At 70.4% G+C, this 15638-nt stretch carries 10 protein-coding genes; 4 read left to right on the top strand and 6 right to left on the bottom strand.

The window, feature by feature from the left end:
* Positions 1–169: 169 nt before the first annotated feature.
* Both E2169_RS06775 and E2169_RS06770 read right to left on the bottom strand, forming a co-directional pair.
* The gene (locus E2169_RS06775; protein WP_132985848.1) at positions 170–2428 is read right to left on the bottom strand and encodes a S9 family peptidase; all 2259 of its coding nucleotides are present in this window, start codon (positions 2426–2428) and stop codon (positions 170–172) included.
* 91 nt (positions 2429–2519) lie between these two features.
* The gene (locus E2169_RS06770; RefSeq protein WP_132985847.1) at positions 2520–3221 is read right to left on the bottom strand and encodes a glutathione binding-like protein; all 702 of its coding nucleotides are present in this window, start codon (positions 3219–3221) and stop codon (positions 2520–2522) included.
* A 145-nt stretch (positions 3222–3366) separates the two neighbouring features.
* On the opposite strand from E2169_RS06770, the gene uvrD reads away from it, so the two are divergent.
* Positions 3367–5547, top strand: coding sequence for a DNA helicase II (uvrD, locus tag E2169_RS06765; protein ID WP_132985846.1), 2181 nt, complete (start codon positions 3367–3369; stop codon positions 5545–5547).
* A gap of 96 nt (positions 5548–5643) precedes the next feature.
* Here the strand turns inward: uvrD and E2169_RS06760 are convergent, their stop codons facing one another.
* Positions 5644–6369, bottom strand: coding sequence for a DUF502 domain-containing protein (locus E2169_RS06760; protein WP_207918364.1), 726 nt, complete (start codon positions 6367–6369; stop codon positions 5644–5646).
* Entirely contained in the window at positions 6360–6647 is a 288-nt protein-coding gene (locus E2169_RS06755; protein WP_132985845.1) for a DUF2782 domain-containing protein, read from the bottom strand. Before E2169_RS06755 ends, E2169_RS06760 begins: the two co-directional genes overlap by 10 nt.
* Before the next feature lie 77 nt (positions 6648–6724).
* Here E2169_RS06755 and polA point away from each other — a divergent pair, with 77 nt between their 5' ends.
* The 3 genes from polA to E2169_RS06740 all read left to right on the top strand — a co-directional run bounded on the left by polA (position 6725) and on the right by E2169_RS06740 (position 11792).
* Entirely contained in the window at positions 6725–9490 is a 2766-nt protein-coding gene (gene polA, locus E2169_RS06750; protein ID WP_132985844.1) for a DNA polymerase I, read from the top strand.
* 771 nt (positions 9491–10261) lie between these two features.
* The gene (glk, locus tag E2169_RS06745; protein ID WP_132985843.1) at positions 10262–11224 is read left to right on the top strand and encodes a glucokinase; all 963 of its coding nucleotides are present in this window, start codon (positions 10262–10264) and stop codon (positions 11222–11224) included.
* Between the two features lie 82 nt (positions 11225–11306).
* Positions 11307–11792 (top strand): DUF421 domain-containing protein, encoded by a 486-nt coding sequence (locus E2169_RS06740; RefSeq protein ID WP_132985842.1) that lies wholly within the window; start codon positions 11307–11309, stop codon positions 11790–11792.
* Between the two features lie 274 nt (positions 11793–12066).
* On the opposite strand, the gene hemF is transcribed toward E2169_RS06740, so the two are convergent.
* Together hemF and E2169_RS06730 are read right to left on the bottom strand one after the other, a co-directional pair.
* The gene (hemF, locus tag E2169_RS06735; protein WP_132985841.1) at positions 12067–12999 is read right to left on the bottom strand and encodes an oxygen-dependent coproporphyrinogen oxidase; all 933 of its coding nucleotides are present in this window, start codon (positions 12997–12999) and stop codon (positions 12067–12069) included.
* A gap of 92 nt (positions 13000–13091) precedes the next feature.
* Entirely contained in the window at positions 13092–15488 is a 2397-nt protein-coding gene (locus tag E2169_RS06730; protein WP_132986007.1) for a S9 family peptidase, read from the bottom strand.
* Between the last annotated feature and the right edge of the window lie 150 nt (positions 15489–15638).

The raw sequence follows: 15638 nt of genomic DNA, 5'->3' as shown, positions 1-15638 counted from the left end.
GAGTATAGCCACGGCCACGAATGCCCCGGGTGATGCCCCCATTGCCTCGTCCGACCCGCAGGAGCAGCCACAGCTGCGACCCCGAACTGGCGATCACCAATCGGACGTGCTGATGGTGGTGGTCGCAGCTATAGCTGCTCCTGCAGGGTGGCCGGCAGTTCGCGGAAGGCTATGGGGTCGGGGCCAGACAGTTGTCCAGGAACCGTTCCGCCAGTCGATACCGGTGCAGCGCATCAGCCCCGCGCAGCCCGTGCTTCGCGCCCGGATACGTCATCAGCTCGAAGCGCGTACCCGCCGCCTGCAGCCGCGACATCAGCGCGGTGGCATTGCTGAAGAGCACGTTGTCATCCGCCATGCCGTGCACCAGCAGCAGGGCGTCGTCGCGGATGCCGTCGAGGTGGGTGAAGACGCTCGCTGTGCGGTAGCCGTCGATATTGGCCGCGGGCAGGCCCATGTAGCGCTCGGTGTAGTGGGTGTCGTACAGCGCCCAGTCGGCCACCGGTGCGCCGGCGATGCCGCAGGTGAAGTCATCGGGCGCCTGCCCCAGCAGCATCAGGGTCATGTAGCCGCCGTTCGACCAGCCGTGCACGCCGATGCGATCGCCGTCGACCCAGGGCTGCGCGCGCAGCCACTCCACGCCCTTGCGCTGGTCTTCGACTTCCACCGTGCCCTGCTTTCCGTACAGCGCGCCGCCGAACTCGCGCCCGCGCCGCGGGGTGCCGCGGTTGTCCAGCGAGAACACCACGTAGCCCTGTTGCGCCAGGTACTGGTTGAAGAAGGCGTCGGCGCGGCCCGGCCAGGCGTCGAGCACGGTCTGCGCGGCGGGGCCGCCGTAGACGTACACCACCACCGGATGGCGCTTGGCGGGGTCGAAGCCGGCGGGCTTGATCACGCTGTAATGCAGCGGCGTGCGGCCGTCGGCAGCGGTCAGCGTGCCGAACTCCGTGGGCAGGTGCGCGCCCATGTGCCGCGCGTAGGGATGCGCGGGTTCGGCGGGATCGTTCTCGAGCAGGACCGCGATGCGGCTGCCGTCGGCGCCGTACAGCGCGAGCTGCGGCGGCGTGCGCGTGTTCGACCAGCTGTCGACGTAGACGCTGGCGTTGTCGGCAAACGTGATGGCGTGGCTGCCCGGCGTGGCGGTCAGCGCGACGATGCCACCGCCGTCCACCGGCACCGAATACAGCGCGCGCTGCGTGGGCGATTCGCGCCCTGCGGTGAAGTAGACCAGGCCGCGCGCTTCGTCGATCGCCTCGACGGCGTCGACCGGCCAGTCGCCGCGGGTCAGCTGGCGCAGGTTCGAGCCGTCTTCGTCGGCGATGTACAGGTGCTCGAAGCCGTCGCGTTCGGAAGCCCACAGGAAGCGGCCATCCTTGAGGAAGCGCAGGTCGTCGTGCAACGGCACCCAGGTGTCCGAGGACTCGGTGGCCAGGACGCGCTGGCGGCCGCTGGCCAGCTCCGTTTCGATCAGCTCGAGCCGCTGCTGCTCGCGCGATTGGCGCTGGAACGTCAGCCGCTGCGGATCGCGCCAGTCGACGCGTGCCAGGTAGATGTCCGCGTCGTCGCCGAGGTCGATGGGGGTCGGCGCCGCCTGCGGCCGGTCGGGGCGTGCGACGAACAGCTCGACGCGCACGTTCGGGTCGCCGGCGGCGGGATAGCGCTGCTCGACCACCTCGGTGCGGTCGGGATAGACCTCGTAGCGCTTCTGCACCGGCACCGGCGACTCGTCGATGCGCGCGTAGGCGATGGCGGAATCGTCCGGCGCCCACCAGTAGCCGGTGTGGCGGGCCATTTCCTCGTCGGCCACGAACTCGGCCACGCCGTTGCCGATGGCGCCGCCGCCGTCGGTCGTGAGCTGCACTTCATTGCCGCTGGCAAGGTCGACCACCCACAGGTTGCGGCCGCGGATGAAGCTGACGTAGCCGCCCTTCGGCGACACCTTCGGGTCGGTGGCGAAGCCGCCGCCGGTCAGCTTGCGCACGGCTTCGGGGCCGGACTTCGCCAGGTCGTACAGGTACAGCTCGCCGCCGAGCGGGAACAGCAGGGTGCGGGAGTCCGGCGCCCACTGGTAGTCGACGATGCCCGACAGCGCGGCGATGCGCTGGCGCTCGCGGCGGGCCTTTTCCTCGTCGCTGAGCACTTCGTCGCCGGGCAGCACCAGCGCGGAGTCGACCAGCATCGCGGTGTCGCCGCTGGCGACGTCGAAGGCCCAGAGGTCGAGGCGGTTGCGGTCGCTGTCCTTGCCGCGCAGGAAGGTGACGCGAGAGCCGTCGGGCGAAACCTTGGGCTTGAGCAGTGTCGGCCCGGAGAGGGCCGCGTCGCCGGTGATGGCTTCCAGCGTGAGCGGAACCGCGCGCGAAGTGTCGGGCGTGGCGGCGTTGGCGTTGGCGAGGGTCATGGACATCAGGGCGGTGGCCAGCAGCAGGCGCATGGGGCGTTCCGGGATGGTCGAGGGCGACATGATGCCGCAGGGACGCATTTGTGCGGGTCGGGGGGACATGCCGTGGCGCTGGCGGGGCGGTTCAGTCGCGTTTGGCGCCCTGGCCGAACAGCAGCGCTTTCTCCTCGTCCGACATCGGCTTGCCGGCGTCGGGGTTCACTTCCTTCGTGAGCGCCCAGGCGCGCTGCGTGGCCGGGCGGGCGGCGATCACGGCCTGCCAGCGGCGGACGTCCGGGAAGGGGGCCAGGTCCAGCGGGGCCTTGTCATAGGCGTTGATCCACGGATAGGCCGCCATGTCGGCGATCGTATAGTCGTCGCCGGCGATGAAGGCGCGCCCGGCCAGTCGCTTGTCGAGCACGCCGAGCAGGCGCTCGGCCTCCCTGGTGTAGCGCTCGATGGCGTAGGGGATCTTCTCCGGCGCGTAGACCTGGAAGTGGCCGTACTGGCCGTTCATCGGGCCGAGGCCGGCCATCTGCCAGAACAGCCACTCCAGGGCTTCGATACGGCCGCGGGCGTCGGCGGGCAGGAAGCGGCCGGTCTTTTCGGCCAGGTAGAGCAGGATCGCGCCGGATTCGAACACGCTCTGCGGCGCACCGCCGTCCGCGGGCGCGGTGTCGACGATGGCCGGCATCTTGTTGTTGGGCGAGATGGCGAGGAAGTCCGGCTCGAACTGCGCGCCCGTGCCGATATTGACCGGATGGATGCGGTACTCCAGTCCGGCCTCCTCCAGGAACAGCGTGACCTTGTGGCCGTTGGGGGTGGGCCAGTAGTAGAGCTCGATCATGCCGCTTCTCCGCGGGGACAGGGGATCACGAGTCTAGGCCGGTGTGGCGCGGCGCGATGTCGCAGGGCCGCAACGCTGCGTCACGGATGGCGGCCGCGGTCGCCGCAGCAGCGGCTCCCGCAGTGGGGTCGCGTAAACTTCGGCGATGGATGTCTCCCACCTGCTCGACGGGCTCAACGATGCCCAGCGCGAGGCCGTGTCCGCGCCTCCCGGCCACTATCTCGTGCTCGCCGGCGCCGGTTCCGGCAAGACCCGCGTGCTCACGCACCGCATCGCCTGGATGAACGAGGTCTTCGGGGTGCCGGTGCACGGCATCTTCGCGGTCACCTTCACCAACAAGGCCGCGGCCGAAATGCGCCAGCGCGCCGACGCGCTGCTGCGCAACGGTGCTCGCGGCTTGTGGATCGGCACCTTCCACGGCCTCGCCCACCGCCTGCTGCGCCTGCACTGGCAGGACGCGACATTGCCCGAGGCCTTCCAGATCCTGGATTCGGACGACCAGCTGCGCCTGGTCAAGCGCGTGGTCCAGCAGCTGGAGCTCGACGAGGCACGCTTCCCGCCGCGGCAGATCGCCTGGTGGATCAACGCGCAGAAGGACGAGGGCCGGCGGCCGGCGCACATCCAGGACGGCCAGGACGAGTGGGGCTCGGTGATGCTCAAGGCCTATGCGCTCTACCAGGAGCGCTGCGATCGCGCCGGCCTGGTCGATTTCGCCGAGATCCTGCTGCGCGCGCACGAGCTGCTGCGCGACACGCCGGCGCTGCTGGCGCACTACCGCCAGCGCTTCGGCCACCTGCTGGTCGACGAGTTCCAGGACACCAACGCCATCCAGTACGGCTTCATCCGCCTGCTTGCCGGCGAACAGGGCCAGGTGTTCGTGGTCGGCGACGACGACCAGGCCATCTACGGCTGGCGCGGTGCCAAGGTCGAGAACGTGCAGCGCTTCCTGCAGGACTTCCCCGGGGCGCAGACCATCCGCCTGGAACAGAACTACCGCTCCACGGCCGCGATCCTCGATGCCGCCAACGCGGTGATCGCGCACAACCCCGGCCGCATGGGCAAGCGCCTGTGGACCGACAGCGGGCAGGGCGATCCGATCGATCTCTTCGCCGCCTACAACGAGATCGACGAGGCCGATTACATCGTCGGCCGCGTCCGCGAGTGGGTGCGCGACGGTGGCAGCCATGGTGACTGCGCCGTGCTTTACCGCAGCAACGCGCAGTCGCGGATCATCGAGGAGAAGCTGCTGGCCTCGCAGGTGCCCTACCGTGTCTACGGCGGCGTGCGCTTCTTCGAGCGCGCCGAGGTCAAGGACACCCTGGCCTACCTGCGCCTGGTGGCCAACCACGACGATGACGCGGCCTTCGAACGCGCGGTCAACACGCCCACGCGCGGCATCGGCGGGCGCACGCTGGACGAGGTGCGCATGCGTGCGCGGGCGGACAGCGTCCCGCTCTGGGAGGCCTCGCTGCGCTGCACGCAGGGCACGGCGCTGGCCGGACGCGCGCGCAACGCGCTGGCGGCCTTCCACGCGCTGATCGACGCCATCGGCGGCGAACTGGTCGACCTGCCGCTGAAGGACAAGATCGACCATGTCCTGCTGCGCTCGGGCCTGCGCGAGCACTATGCGCGCGAGTCCAAGGGCAGCCTGGATTCGCGCGTGGACAACCTCGACGAGCTGGTCTCGGTGGCCTCGCGCTTCGTGCGCGGCGAGGACGACGAAACCGCGGCGCTGTCCGAGCTCGTCGCCTTCCTCGCCTACGCCGCGCTCGAGGCCGGCGAGGGCCAGGCCCAGGCCGGCGAAGACGGCGTGCAACTGATGACCCTGCACAGCGCCAAGGGCCTGGAGTTCCCGCTGGTATTCCTGGCTGGGCTCGAGGAGGGCCTGTTCCCCAACGCGCGCTCGATCGACGAGAGCGGGCGCCTGGAGGAGGAGCGCCGCCTGGCCTACGTCGGCATCACCCGCGCGCGGCAGAAGCTGGTGCTCAGCCACGCCGAGACCCGCCGCCTGCACGGCCAGGACATGTACGGCATGCCCTCGCGCTTCCTGCGCGAGATCCCGCCGGCGCTGCTCAATGATGTGCGGCCGAAGGTGCAGGTGTCGCGGCCGCGCTACCAGCCGACGCCGCGCCGTGACTACGGCCATGCGGTGGTCGATGACACGCCGGGTATCGCCGTCGGCCAGGGCGTGGTCCACGCCAGCTTCGGCAGCGGCGTGGTCACCGACATCGAGGGCGCCGGCGCGCATGCGCGGGTGCAGGTCAACTTCGACGACGCCGGCAGCAAGTGGCTGGTGCTGGCCTACGCCAAGCTGCAGCCGGCCTGAGCGGCGCCTGGTCGCGCAGTGGCGTGAATTGCGGTGTTCGGCGCGCTTGCCGGCCATCGATCCGAGCATGGGGATCGAGGGCGGATGCACGCCGGATCAGGACGCAGGCGTGCGATCGACGCGCGCCGATGCAGCGCCGGGCCTGGGGGTGGTGATGCCCATCGACAGGTAGACGCTGGTCAGGGTGTCGATGCCGATCTCGGCCGGCTTCACCCACTCCGCGGGCACGTACAGCAGGCCGCCGCCGACCGGGATCGGCGCGGTCGGCACCAGCACGGTGAGGTACATGCGGCCCTGCAACTCGATCGGCTCCGGATTGGGCAGCAGGCCGAGCACGGCCACGCCGTCGCCGCCGAAGAAGCACCACACCGGGCTCATCGCGGCGATATCGGCCTCCTGGCGGTCGCCGATCACCGACACGAAGCGCTCGGCCAGCGCGTACACGCTGCCCACCAGCGGGATCCGGCGCATGGTGTTGTCGAGCAGAGCCTTGAACGGCCCCTTCAGCCGCGACTGCACCAGCAGGCCGAGCAGGTACACCAGGGCCAGGGTCAGCATCGTGCCCAGCAGCCAGGCCGCCATCGGGTGCGCGGCGAACCAGACGCCGAACACGGTGAACGAGCGTCCAAACAGGCTGTTGGGTCCGAGGACGCCGTTGACGATGCCCACCGCCCAGCCCAGCAGCACCAGGGTGAGCACCAGCGGCAGCACCGCCAGCAGGCCGGTCAGCCACGTGGTGACGATCGGCCGCAGGTGCTTCTTCAGGTCGGAGCCGGCTTCGTCATCACCATGGTCGTGACCGGGGGGCGTGATCAGTTCCACTCGAACAGCTTGAAGTAGACCGGAGACACGCCGTCGCGCTCGCTGTCGACGACGCCGTCGCCGTTGCGGTCGAACAGGTAGTAGGTCGCGCCGCGCGAGGGTTCGACCCGCAGCGCGCGCAGGCGGCCGTCGACCCGGTACTCGGTGACCACGTCGCCGTTGGCTTCGGTGCGGATGGTTTCCACGGCGCCTTCCGGGATCTGTCCGGCGGGCTCGTCGTACGTGGCGCAGGCGCCGAGCAGGAGCGCGGTGGCCAGCGCGGCGGCGAAACGGTTCATGGCGATCTCCCGTGGGGCTGGCGCCAATTATGCGCCAGCCGCCGCGGCCCCGGCCGGCGAGGACGTAGAATCCGGGCATGACGCACCTGGTACTGATCGACGGATCCTCCTATCTCTACCGCGCCTTCCACGCGCTGCCGCCCCTGTCCAACGCCCAGGGCGAGCCCACCGGGGCGCTGTTCGGCGTGGTCAACATGCTGCGCGCCACGCTGAAGGAACGGCCCGAATACGTCGCCTTCGTGGTCGACGCGCCCGGCAAGACCTTCCGCGACGACCTGTATCCCGCGTACAAGGCCAACCGGCCGCCGATGCCCGACGACCTGCGCGCCCAGGTGCAGCCGATGTGCGACGTGGTCGAGGCGCTCGGCATCCCGATCCTGCGCGTGCCGGGCGTGGAGGCCGACGACGTCATCGGCACCCTGGCGCTGGCGGCGGCGGGCGAGGGCATCGACGTCACCATTTCCACCGGCGACAAGGATTTCGCCCAGCTGGTGCGCCCGGGCGTGGCCCTGGTGAACACCATGAGCGGCACCCGCACCGATTCCGACGAGGCGGTGATCGCGAAGTTCGGCGTGCGTCCGGACCAGATCGTCGACCTGCTGGCGCTGATGGGCGACAGCGTCGACAACATCCCCGGCGTGGAAAAGTGCGGGCCGAAGACCGCGGCCAAGTGGCTGGCCGCCTACGACAGCCTGGACGGCGTGATGGCCTCGGCCGGCGAGATCAAGGGCAAGGTCGGCGACAACCTGCGCGCGGCGCTCGACCGCCTGCCGCTGAGCCGGGAGCTTGCGACCATCCGCACCGACGTCGCGCTCGATGTCGGCGCCACCGGCCTGGGCCTGCGCGAACCCGACGTCGAGACCCTGCGCGGGCTGTACCAGCGCTACGGCTTCGTGCAGGCGCTCAAGGAGCTGGACGGCGGCAGCGCCAGCGGCGTGGTGCCGGCGCGCGCCGCGATCGCGCGCCCCGGCAGCGGCTTCATCGCCCCGGCGCCGACGGCTGCCGACGCCGCGCTGGATCCGGAGCTGGCCGCGCCCGGCCGGCATGAAACGATCCTCGACGCCGCGGCGCTCGAAGCCTGGATCGCGCGCCTGCGCGCGGCCGGCCTGTTCGCGCTCGATACCGAAACCGATTCGCTGGACGCGCTGCGCGCGAACCTGGTCGGCATCAGCGTCTGCTGCGAGCCCGGCCACGCCGCCTACCTGCCGCTGGCGCACGACTATCCGGGCGCCCCGGCCCAGCTCGACCGCGGGCTGGCACTGGAAGCCCTCCGGCCGCTGCTCGAGGACGCCTCGGTGCGCAAGGTCGGCCAGAACGGCAAGTACGACCTTCACGTGCTGCGCCGCCACGGTGTCGACGTCGCCGGCTATGCCGAGGACACGCTGCTGCAGAGCTTCGTGCTCGATGCCGGCCGCGCGCGCCACGACATGGATTCGATGGCCAGGCGCGAGCTCGGCTACCAGACCGTGGCCTATGCCGACGTCGCCGGGAAGGGCGCCAAGCAGATCCCGTTCTCCCAGGTCGCCATCGACGACGCCACCCGTTACGCCGCCGAGGACGCCGACGTCACCCTGCGCCTGCACCGCGTGCTGTCCGCGCGCCTGGACGCTGAGCCGGGCCTGGTCCCGGTCTACCGCGACATCGAGATGCCGCTGGTGCCGGTGCTGGCGCGCGTCGAGGCCAACGGCGTGCTGATCGATGCCGGCGAACTGCGCCGCCAGGGCGCGGAGCTCGGGCGGCGGATGCTCGAGCTGCAGCAGCGCGCCACCGCGCTTGCCGGGCGCAGCTTCAACCTCGACTCGCCGAAACAGGTCTGCGCGCTGCTGTACGACGAACTCGGCCTGCCGACGCGGGTGAAGACGCCCAAGGGCCAGCCCTCGGCCAACGAGGAGGCGCTGGAGGCGATCGCCGACCTGCACGAGCTGCCGCGCGTGATCCTGGACTACCGCAGCCTGGCCAAGCTGCGCGGCACCTATACCGACAAGCTGCCGGAGATGGTGAATCCCGACACCGGCCGCCTGCACACCAGCTACCAGCAGGCCGGCGCCGCCACCGGGCGGCTGGCATCGAGCGATCCCAACCTGCAGAACATCCCGATCCGCACCGAGGACGGCCGCCGCATCCGCACCGCCTTCATCGCGCCCGCGGGGCGGAAGATCGTGGCCTGCGACTACTCGCAGATCGAACTCCGGATCATGGCCCACCTGTCGCAGGACGCCGGCCTGGTGGCCGCGTTCGAGGCCGGCGCCGACATCCACCGCGCCACCGCGGCGGAGGTGTTCGGCCGCGCGATCGACGACGTCAGCGGCGACGAGCGCCGCGCCGCCAAGGCGATCAACTTCGGCCTGATGTACGGCATGGGCGCCTTCGGCCTGGCGCGCAACCTGGGCATCGGCCGGGGCGAGGCCCAGGACTACATCGCGCTGTATTTCTCGCGCTATCCCGGCGTGCGCGACTTCATGGAGCGCACGCGGGTGCAGGCGCGCGAGCAGGGCTACGTCGAAACCGTGTTCGGCCGCCGCCTCTGGCTGGAATACATCAGCCGAGGCACCCAGGCGCAGCGCGCCGGCGCCGAGCGCGCCGCGATCAACGCGCCGATGCAGGGCACGGCCGCGGACATCATCAAGCGCGCCATGGTCTCCGTGGAAGGGTGGCTTGCCGACCATCGCGAGCGCGCGCTGATGATCCTGCAGGTGCACGACGAACTGGTGTTCGAATGCGATGCCGGCTTCGTCGACACCCTGCTGGCCGAGGTGGTGGCGCGGATGACCGCGGCAGCCAGCCTGAGGGTGCCGCTGGTGGTCGACAGCGGCGTCGGCGACAACTGGGAACAGGCGCACTGAGTATTCAGAAACCGACCTGAACAGGCGTCCGGAATCCGGTCAGTGGTGAGGGGTCTGGACCCCTCGCCCGGCACTGGTAAACGCCGGCTGAATCCAACAGAAACTTAACGGTGATCTTCACGAACCATCCATGTGCGCGGTGGTCATATAGCCCGTGACAGATGCAAGGTCTGTCGCAGATCACCTCCCTCCCCTGGAGTTGATCGACCCCGGAACGACGGCTTCTCCCCGAGCCCCGTTCTCAGCCCCGCCGGCCCCCCCTGCCAGCGGGGCTTTTTTATTGGTTCTTCTCCCAACTGAGGGAGTGGCGCGCATTGATACAGCGCGGGCGCCGGGTGCCAAGGCCCTTGAGTGCTCATGTCCCCCGGCGCTGGCCTGCGGCCATCGCCTCCTCCTTGACTTCGCTCTCAAGGGCCTTGGCACCCGGTGTGCAGCAGTACGCGGTGGCCCGGGAGCAAAAGCCGGGCATCGTGCGTACTCCAGCCGAAGCCGAGCCCCGTCGTGGGCGGGGGGGGCTGCGCGGGGAAGTAAAGGAGGAGGCATCCGCCGCCTGGGGGTTGCGGGGGGACATGAGCCGCGAAGCCCTCCCGGCCACGGCGGGGCCCTCCAGGTCACGGCCGGGCGTAGCGAAAGAAGCAGACACTCCTCGTCGAACCGGTTCCCCGGAGTTCGGAGATGAACCTTTTTACTGTCCGTGGCCTGAGCGCCATCGCCTCCTTCGGGGAGGTGCCTGTAGCCTGTGGGGCCTGACGGGCTGCCTGGAGCGATGCCGTGACCGGAGAGCTGGCGCTGATCGCGGACATCGGCGGCACGAATGCGCGGTTTGCGCTGTGCGACCCCACGGCGACGGTGCCGGAGCTGGTGGAGCCGATGGCACTGCGCAACGCGGAGTTCGCGAGCCTGCAGCATGCCGCCGAGCACTACCTTGCCGCCGTCGGCGTCCGCCCGCAGCGGGCGGCCATCGCGCTGGCCAGCCCGGTCGACGGCGACGAAATCCGGCTGACCAACCGCGCCTGGTCGTTCAATCGCCACGAGCTGCGCGCCTCGCTCGGCCTGGAGGAGCTGCGCCTGGTCAACGACTTCGGCGCCATCGCGCACGCGGTGCCGGTCCTGGCACCGGGCGAGCGCGTGGTGCTGCATGGGCAGGCGCATGAGCTCACGCGTGGCCCGATCAGCGTGATCGGGCCCGGCACCGGCTTCGGGGTCGGCCTGCTGGTGGGCAGCGCCGAACGCGGCTGGCAGGTGGTGGAAACCGAGGGCGGCCACGTCGGCTTCGCGCCCCTGGGCGACGAGGAGCGCGTGCTCGCGGACCGGGTGGCCGTGCGCCACGGCCGCGCGTCCTGGGAGCGGCTGCTGTCGGGCAGCGGTCTGTCGATCATCGATGCCGTGTTGCGTGGGCACGATGGCGGGCCGGACGGGCAGCTGCGCGATCCGGCCGAGGTCGTGGCCGCGGCGCTCGACGGCCACGACGTGGTCTCGCGCCGCGCGCTCGCGCGCTTCTGCGCGATCCTCGGCAGCGTTGCAGGCGACGTCGCGCTGGTGCACGGTGCGCGGACGGTGATGATCGCAGGCGGCATCGTGCCGCGCTTCCTGCCCTTCCTGCGCGCCAGCGCCTTCCGCGAGCGCTTCCTGGACAAGGGCCGTTTCGCCGCGTACCTGGAGCCGGTATCGATCCAGGTCGCGACCCACCCCCACCCTGGGCTGCTGGGAGCCGCGGTGGCGCTGCGCGCGTAGGCGCGCGCGAAGCGCGGGCGGCGGACGACGCCTTCACGGGCAGGGTGGCCTGATTGGCCTTCCACTCCCTGGGTCCTGCGCCATGTCCGGACTGTTCGAGCTTGCGATGCCGTGGTGGGAGTTCGTGCTCCGCGCGGTGATCGTCTACTTCCTTCTGCTGCTGATGCTGCGCCTGTCGGGCAAGCGCACGGTCGGCCAGTTCACGCCCTTCGACCTGCTGGTGGTGGTGCTGCTGGGCACCGCGGTGCAGAACTCGCTGATCGGCGAGGACGTGTCCCTGCTCGGCGGCCTGATCCTCGCCGCCACCCTGATCGGCTGCAACTGGCTGGTGGGCTTTGCGACCGCCCGCAGCCGGCTGCTCGACCGCCTGGCTGAAGGCAGCCCCGTCCTCCTGGGTCGCAAGGGCGAGCTGTTCCCGGCGGTGCTGCGCCGCCAGAACATCAGTCGCCTCGACATCGACGAAGCCCTGCGCGAAAACGGCATCGCCGACCTGTCCCGGGCCGCGCTGGTCATGCTGGAAGTCGACGGCACGATCACCGTGGTGCCGCGTCGGGATGCGGCGGGCTGAGAGAGCGGAAGCGCTTTCTGCCACGGATTTGCGCGGATAGGGCAAAGACAGAAGAAAAAGCGTTCTTTTGCCGCGGATTTGCGCGGATGACGCGGATCGGGGCGAGGCCAGCCGGATCACCGCGCCCTGTTCCAAAGATTTTTTGCCTACAGGGATTCTCGCTTCGAACTTGCCTCGGCCAAATCCGCGTCATCCGCGCAAATCCGTGGCCAAAAAAAGCTTCTGCTCCATCCGCGCCTATCCGCGCGAATCCGTGGCAAAAAACGCTCTTCCCTCAGCCCAACTCCGCCAGCCAATCCCGCGGCCGGAGGTAGTCGGCCAGGCGTGCCTCGGGGCTGTCGGCCTCCGGTTCGAAGCCGTATTCCCAGCGTGCCAGCGGCGGCAGGCTCATGAGGATCGATTCGCTGCGGCCGCCGGATTGCAGGCCGAAGTGGGTGCCGCGGTCCCAGACCAGGTTGAATTCGACGTAGCGGCCGCGGCGGTAGAGTTGGAACTCGCGCTCGCGCTCGCCGTACTGCGTGGCCTTGCGGCGTTCGACGATCGGCAGCCAGGCGTCGAGGAAGCCGTCGCCGACCGCGCGCATGTAGGCGAAGTCGCGATCGAAATCGTCCGCGAGGTCGTCGAAGAACAGGCCGCCCACGCCGCGGGTCTCGCCGCGATGCTTGAGGAAAAAGTACTCGTCGCACCACGCCTTGTGCGCGTCGTAGCGCGCCTGGCCGCCGAAGGGCTCGCACAGCGCGCGCGCGGTGCGGTGCCAGTGCAGCACGTCCTCGTCGAAGGGATAGAAGGGCGTGAGGTCGAAGCCGCCGCCGAACCAGCTGGCGACGGTCCGGCCGTCGCGCTCGGCGCGGAAGTGGCGCACGTTGGCATGCGTGGTCGGCAGGTAGGGGTTGCGCGGGTGGAACACCAGCGAGACGCCGATGGCGCGCCACGAGGCACCGGCGAGCTCCGGCCGGTTCGCCGTGGCCGAGGGCGGCAGCGCTGTTCCGGAGACGTCCGAGAAGCCGATGCCGGCCTGTTCGAACACCGCGCCGTCGCGCATCACGCGGGTGCGGCCGCCGCCGGACAGGCCGCCGTCGGTGCTGTGGTCCGGGCGTGTCCAGGCGTCTTCGTGGAAACGGGCGGCGCCGTCGGCGCCCTCCATGGCGGCGCAGATGCGGTCCTGCAGGCCGGTGAGATAGCCGCGCACGGCGTCGAAGTCATTCATGCCGCCATTGTAAGGCGGTGCACCGCCGTCCCGCGGGCGCGCACGTCCCGTTGCCCGGGGACGTGATCGCGCATCGCCACTGCCCGCAGGCTTCAGTCCTTCAGCGCCCTCTCGAACAGCTCGTGGATCCGCCGGTATTCGTCGTACCACGAGTCCGGATGCACGAATCCATGCCGCTCCATCGGATAGCTCGCCAGCTCCCACTTGTCCTTGCGCAGTTCGATCAGGCGCTGCGCCATCATCACCGAGTCCTTGTAGAACACGTTGTCGTCGATCATGCCGTGGGCGATCAGCAGGTGGCCCTGCAGGCCGTCGGCGTACTCCATCGGCGAGGACTTCGCGTAGGCCTCGGGATCGAGCTCGGGAGTGTTGAGGATGTTGGCGGTGTAGCCGTGGTTGTACTGCGACCAGTCGGTCACCGGGCGCAGCGCGGCCCCGGCCTTGAACTTCTCCGGCTCGCGGAACATCGCCATGAAGCTCATGAAGCCGCCGTAGCTGCCGCCGTAGATGCCGACGCGGTCGCGGTCGGCCTGGCGGTTGGCAACCAGCCAGTCGATGCCGTCGAGATAGTCCTCGAGCTCCGGGTGCCCCATCTGCCGGTAGATCGCCGTGCGCCAGTCGCGGCCGTAGCCTTCCGATGCGCGGAAATCGAGGTCCAGCACGATGTAGCCCTGCTGCACCAGCAGGTTGTGGAACATCTGCTCGCGGAAGTAGTTCGGGTAGCGGTCGCTGACGTTCTGCAGGTAGCCGGCGCCGTGCACGAACAGCACGACCGGGTACTCGCGGCCGGGCTCCATCGTGGCCGGGCCGTAGTACTTGCCCCAGATGGTGCCGGCGCCGTGCTTCGAGGGCACCTGCACGGTTTCGGGCTGGATCCACTCCCGCGCCTTGAACTCCGCGCTGCGGGTGTCGGTGAGCTGCCGGGCGCTGCCGCCGCCGGCGTCGACCACGGAGAGCTGCGGCGGCACGTAGCTGGTCGAGTGCCGCACCAGCACGCGGCTGCCGTCGGGTGATGCAACGAAGTCCTCGACGCCGTCGAGCGCGGTGAGTTCGCTCACCTCGCCGCCGTCGGCGCCGACGTGGCAGACCTCGTAATCGCCGGGACGCGCGCGGTTGCAGAGGAACAGGAAGCCCTGGCCATCGGCGGCCAGCACCGGCTGCGAGGCCTCCCAGCGGCCCGAGGTCAGCGCGCGCGCGCGGCTGCCCGAAGCCGTGTACAGGTGCGACCAGCCGGACTCCTCGGACAGGAACCACAGCGTGCGTGCGTCCGGCATCCAGCCGAACTCGTTGAAGCCCCAGTTGATCCAGGCGGCGTCGGTCAGGCGGTGCACCGGCTGCAGGCTCGCCGTCGACAGGTCGACGGTGGCCAGCCAGCGGTCCTTGTTGTCGACCGAGTGCAGCATCAGCGCGAGTGCGCCGCCGTCGTCGCTCCAACGCGCGCCGGAGGAGACGTCGCCGCCCCAGCCCTCGATGCGCACCGCGCGGTTGCCCTTCAGCGCATCCTTGCCGGCGGCCTTGCGCAGCGCGGCCAGGGGATCGGTGGTGACGCCCGGCAGCGGGTCGGTCTTCAGCTCGCGCACCTTGCCGTCGTCCAGCGACACCAGCCAGAACGACTGCGGCGTGGGGTCGTTGCGGCCGACGCGGGTGCGCACGTCCTCGAACTCCTCGTAGCCGGACTCGGTCACGTACTTGGGCATCTTGCCGCCCTGGCCGGCCTCGGCGCCCTTGGCCTGGGTCACGGCGAACAGCCAGCGGCCGTCGGGCGACAGGGCGCTGCCCTGGATCTCCACATCCTTGCCGAGGAAGGCCGGTGCCGGCGCGCGGCTCGGATCGGCGCTGCGCCAGGCCTCGGCCTGGGTGCGCAGTTCCTCGCGGCGCTCGCGCTCCGTGCGCAGGGTCTCGATGTAGCGCAGCTGGCGCTCGCGCAGGTCGTCGGGCTTCGGCGCCGTGCCCGGCGCATCCTCGGCGCGAAGGCTCGCGGCCTGTCCCACGCCGCCGCCCGCGGTCCAGCGGAACCAGTCGTTGCCGCTGCGCCAGGACAGTGAACCGTCGCGACCCCATTGCAGTTGGGACTCGCCGGCCTCGGTGCGGGTCAGCTGGGTCAGCGCGCCGCCGCGCAGGTCGCGCACGAAGACGTCGCCGCTGCGCAGGAAGGCCATGCGCGCGCGGGTGGCGTCGTAGACGGGGTCATGGGCGTCGATGCCGGCGCGCGCGGCGCCGTCGACCAGGGCCGCGGCGCCACCGGTGACCTGCTGCGCGAAGGTGTCGCGCACGTTGCTGCCGCTGCGCTTGGCCATGTAGTAGGCGGTGGCGCCGTCCCAGGACCACCACGCCCGCTCCACCGGCGGGCCGATCCAGTCCGGGTCGGCCATGACCTGGTGCAGGTCGAGCGCCTGCGGCTGCGCGGACTGGGCGGTGGCGGTGAGCGCCGGCGCGGTGGCCAGCAGCAGCGACAGTGAAAGCAGCGGAACAGCAGAGCGGTGGCGCATGGTGCGGCGATCCCCGGGGCGATTGACGCGCCAGCCTATCAGCCGCGCGCGCCGCGTCTCAGGGCCGGTGGTCATGGCCGTGTTCACGCCGCCTGAACAGGCCGGTACCCGTAGGGGCGCACAATGGCCGGCGCGGCGCCCGGTCAACGC

The organism is Luteimonas terricola (assembly GCF_004352845.1).
In the GTDB taxonomy this organism is placed as follows: Bacteria; Pseudomonadota; Gammaproteobacteria; order Xanthomonadales; family Xanthomonadaceae; genus Luteimonas; species Luteimonas terricola.
Note: the sequence above shows the minus strand (reverse complement) of the source record. Positions and strands in the feature narration are given on the sequence as shown.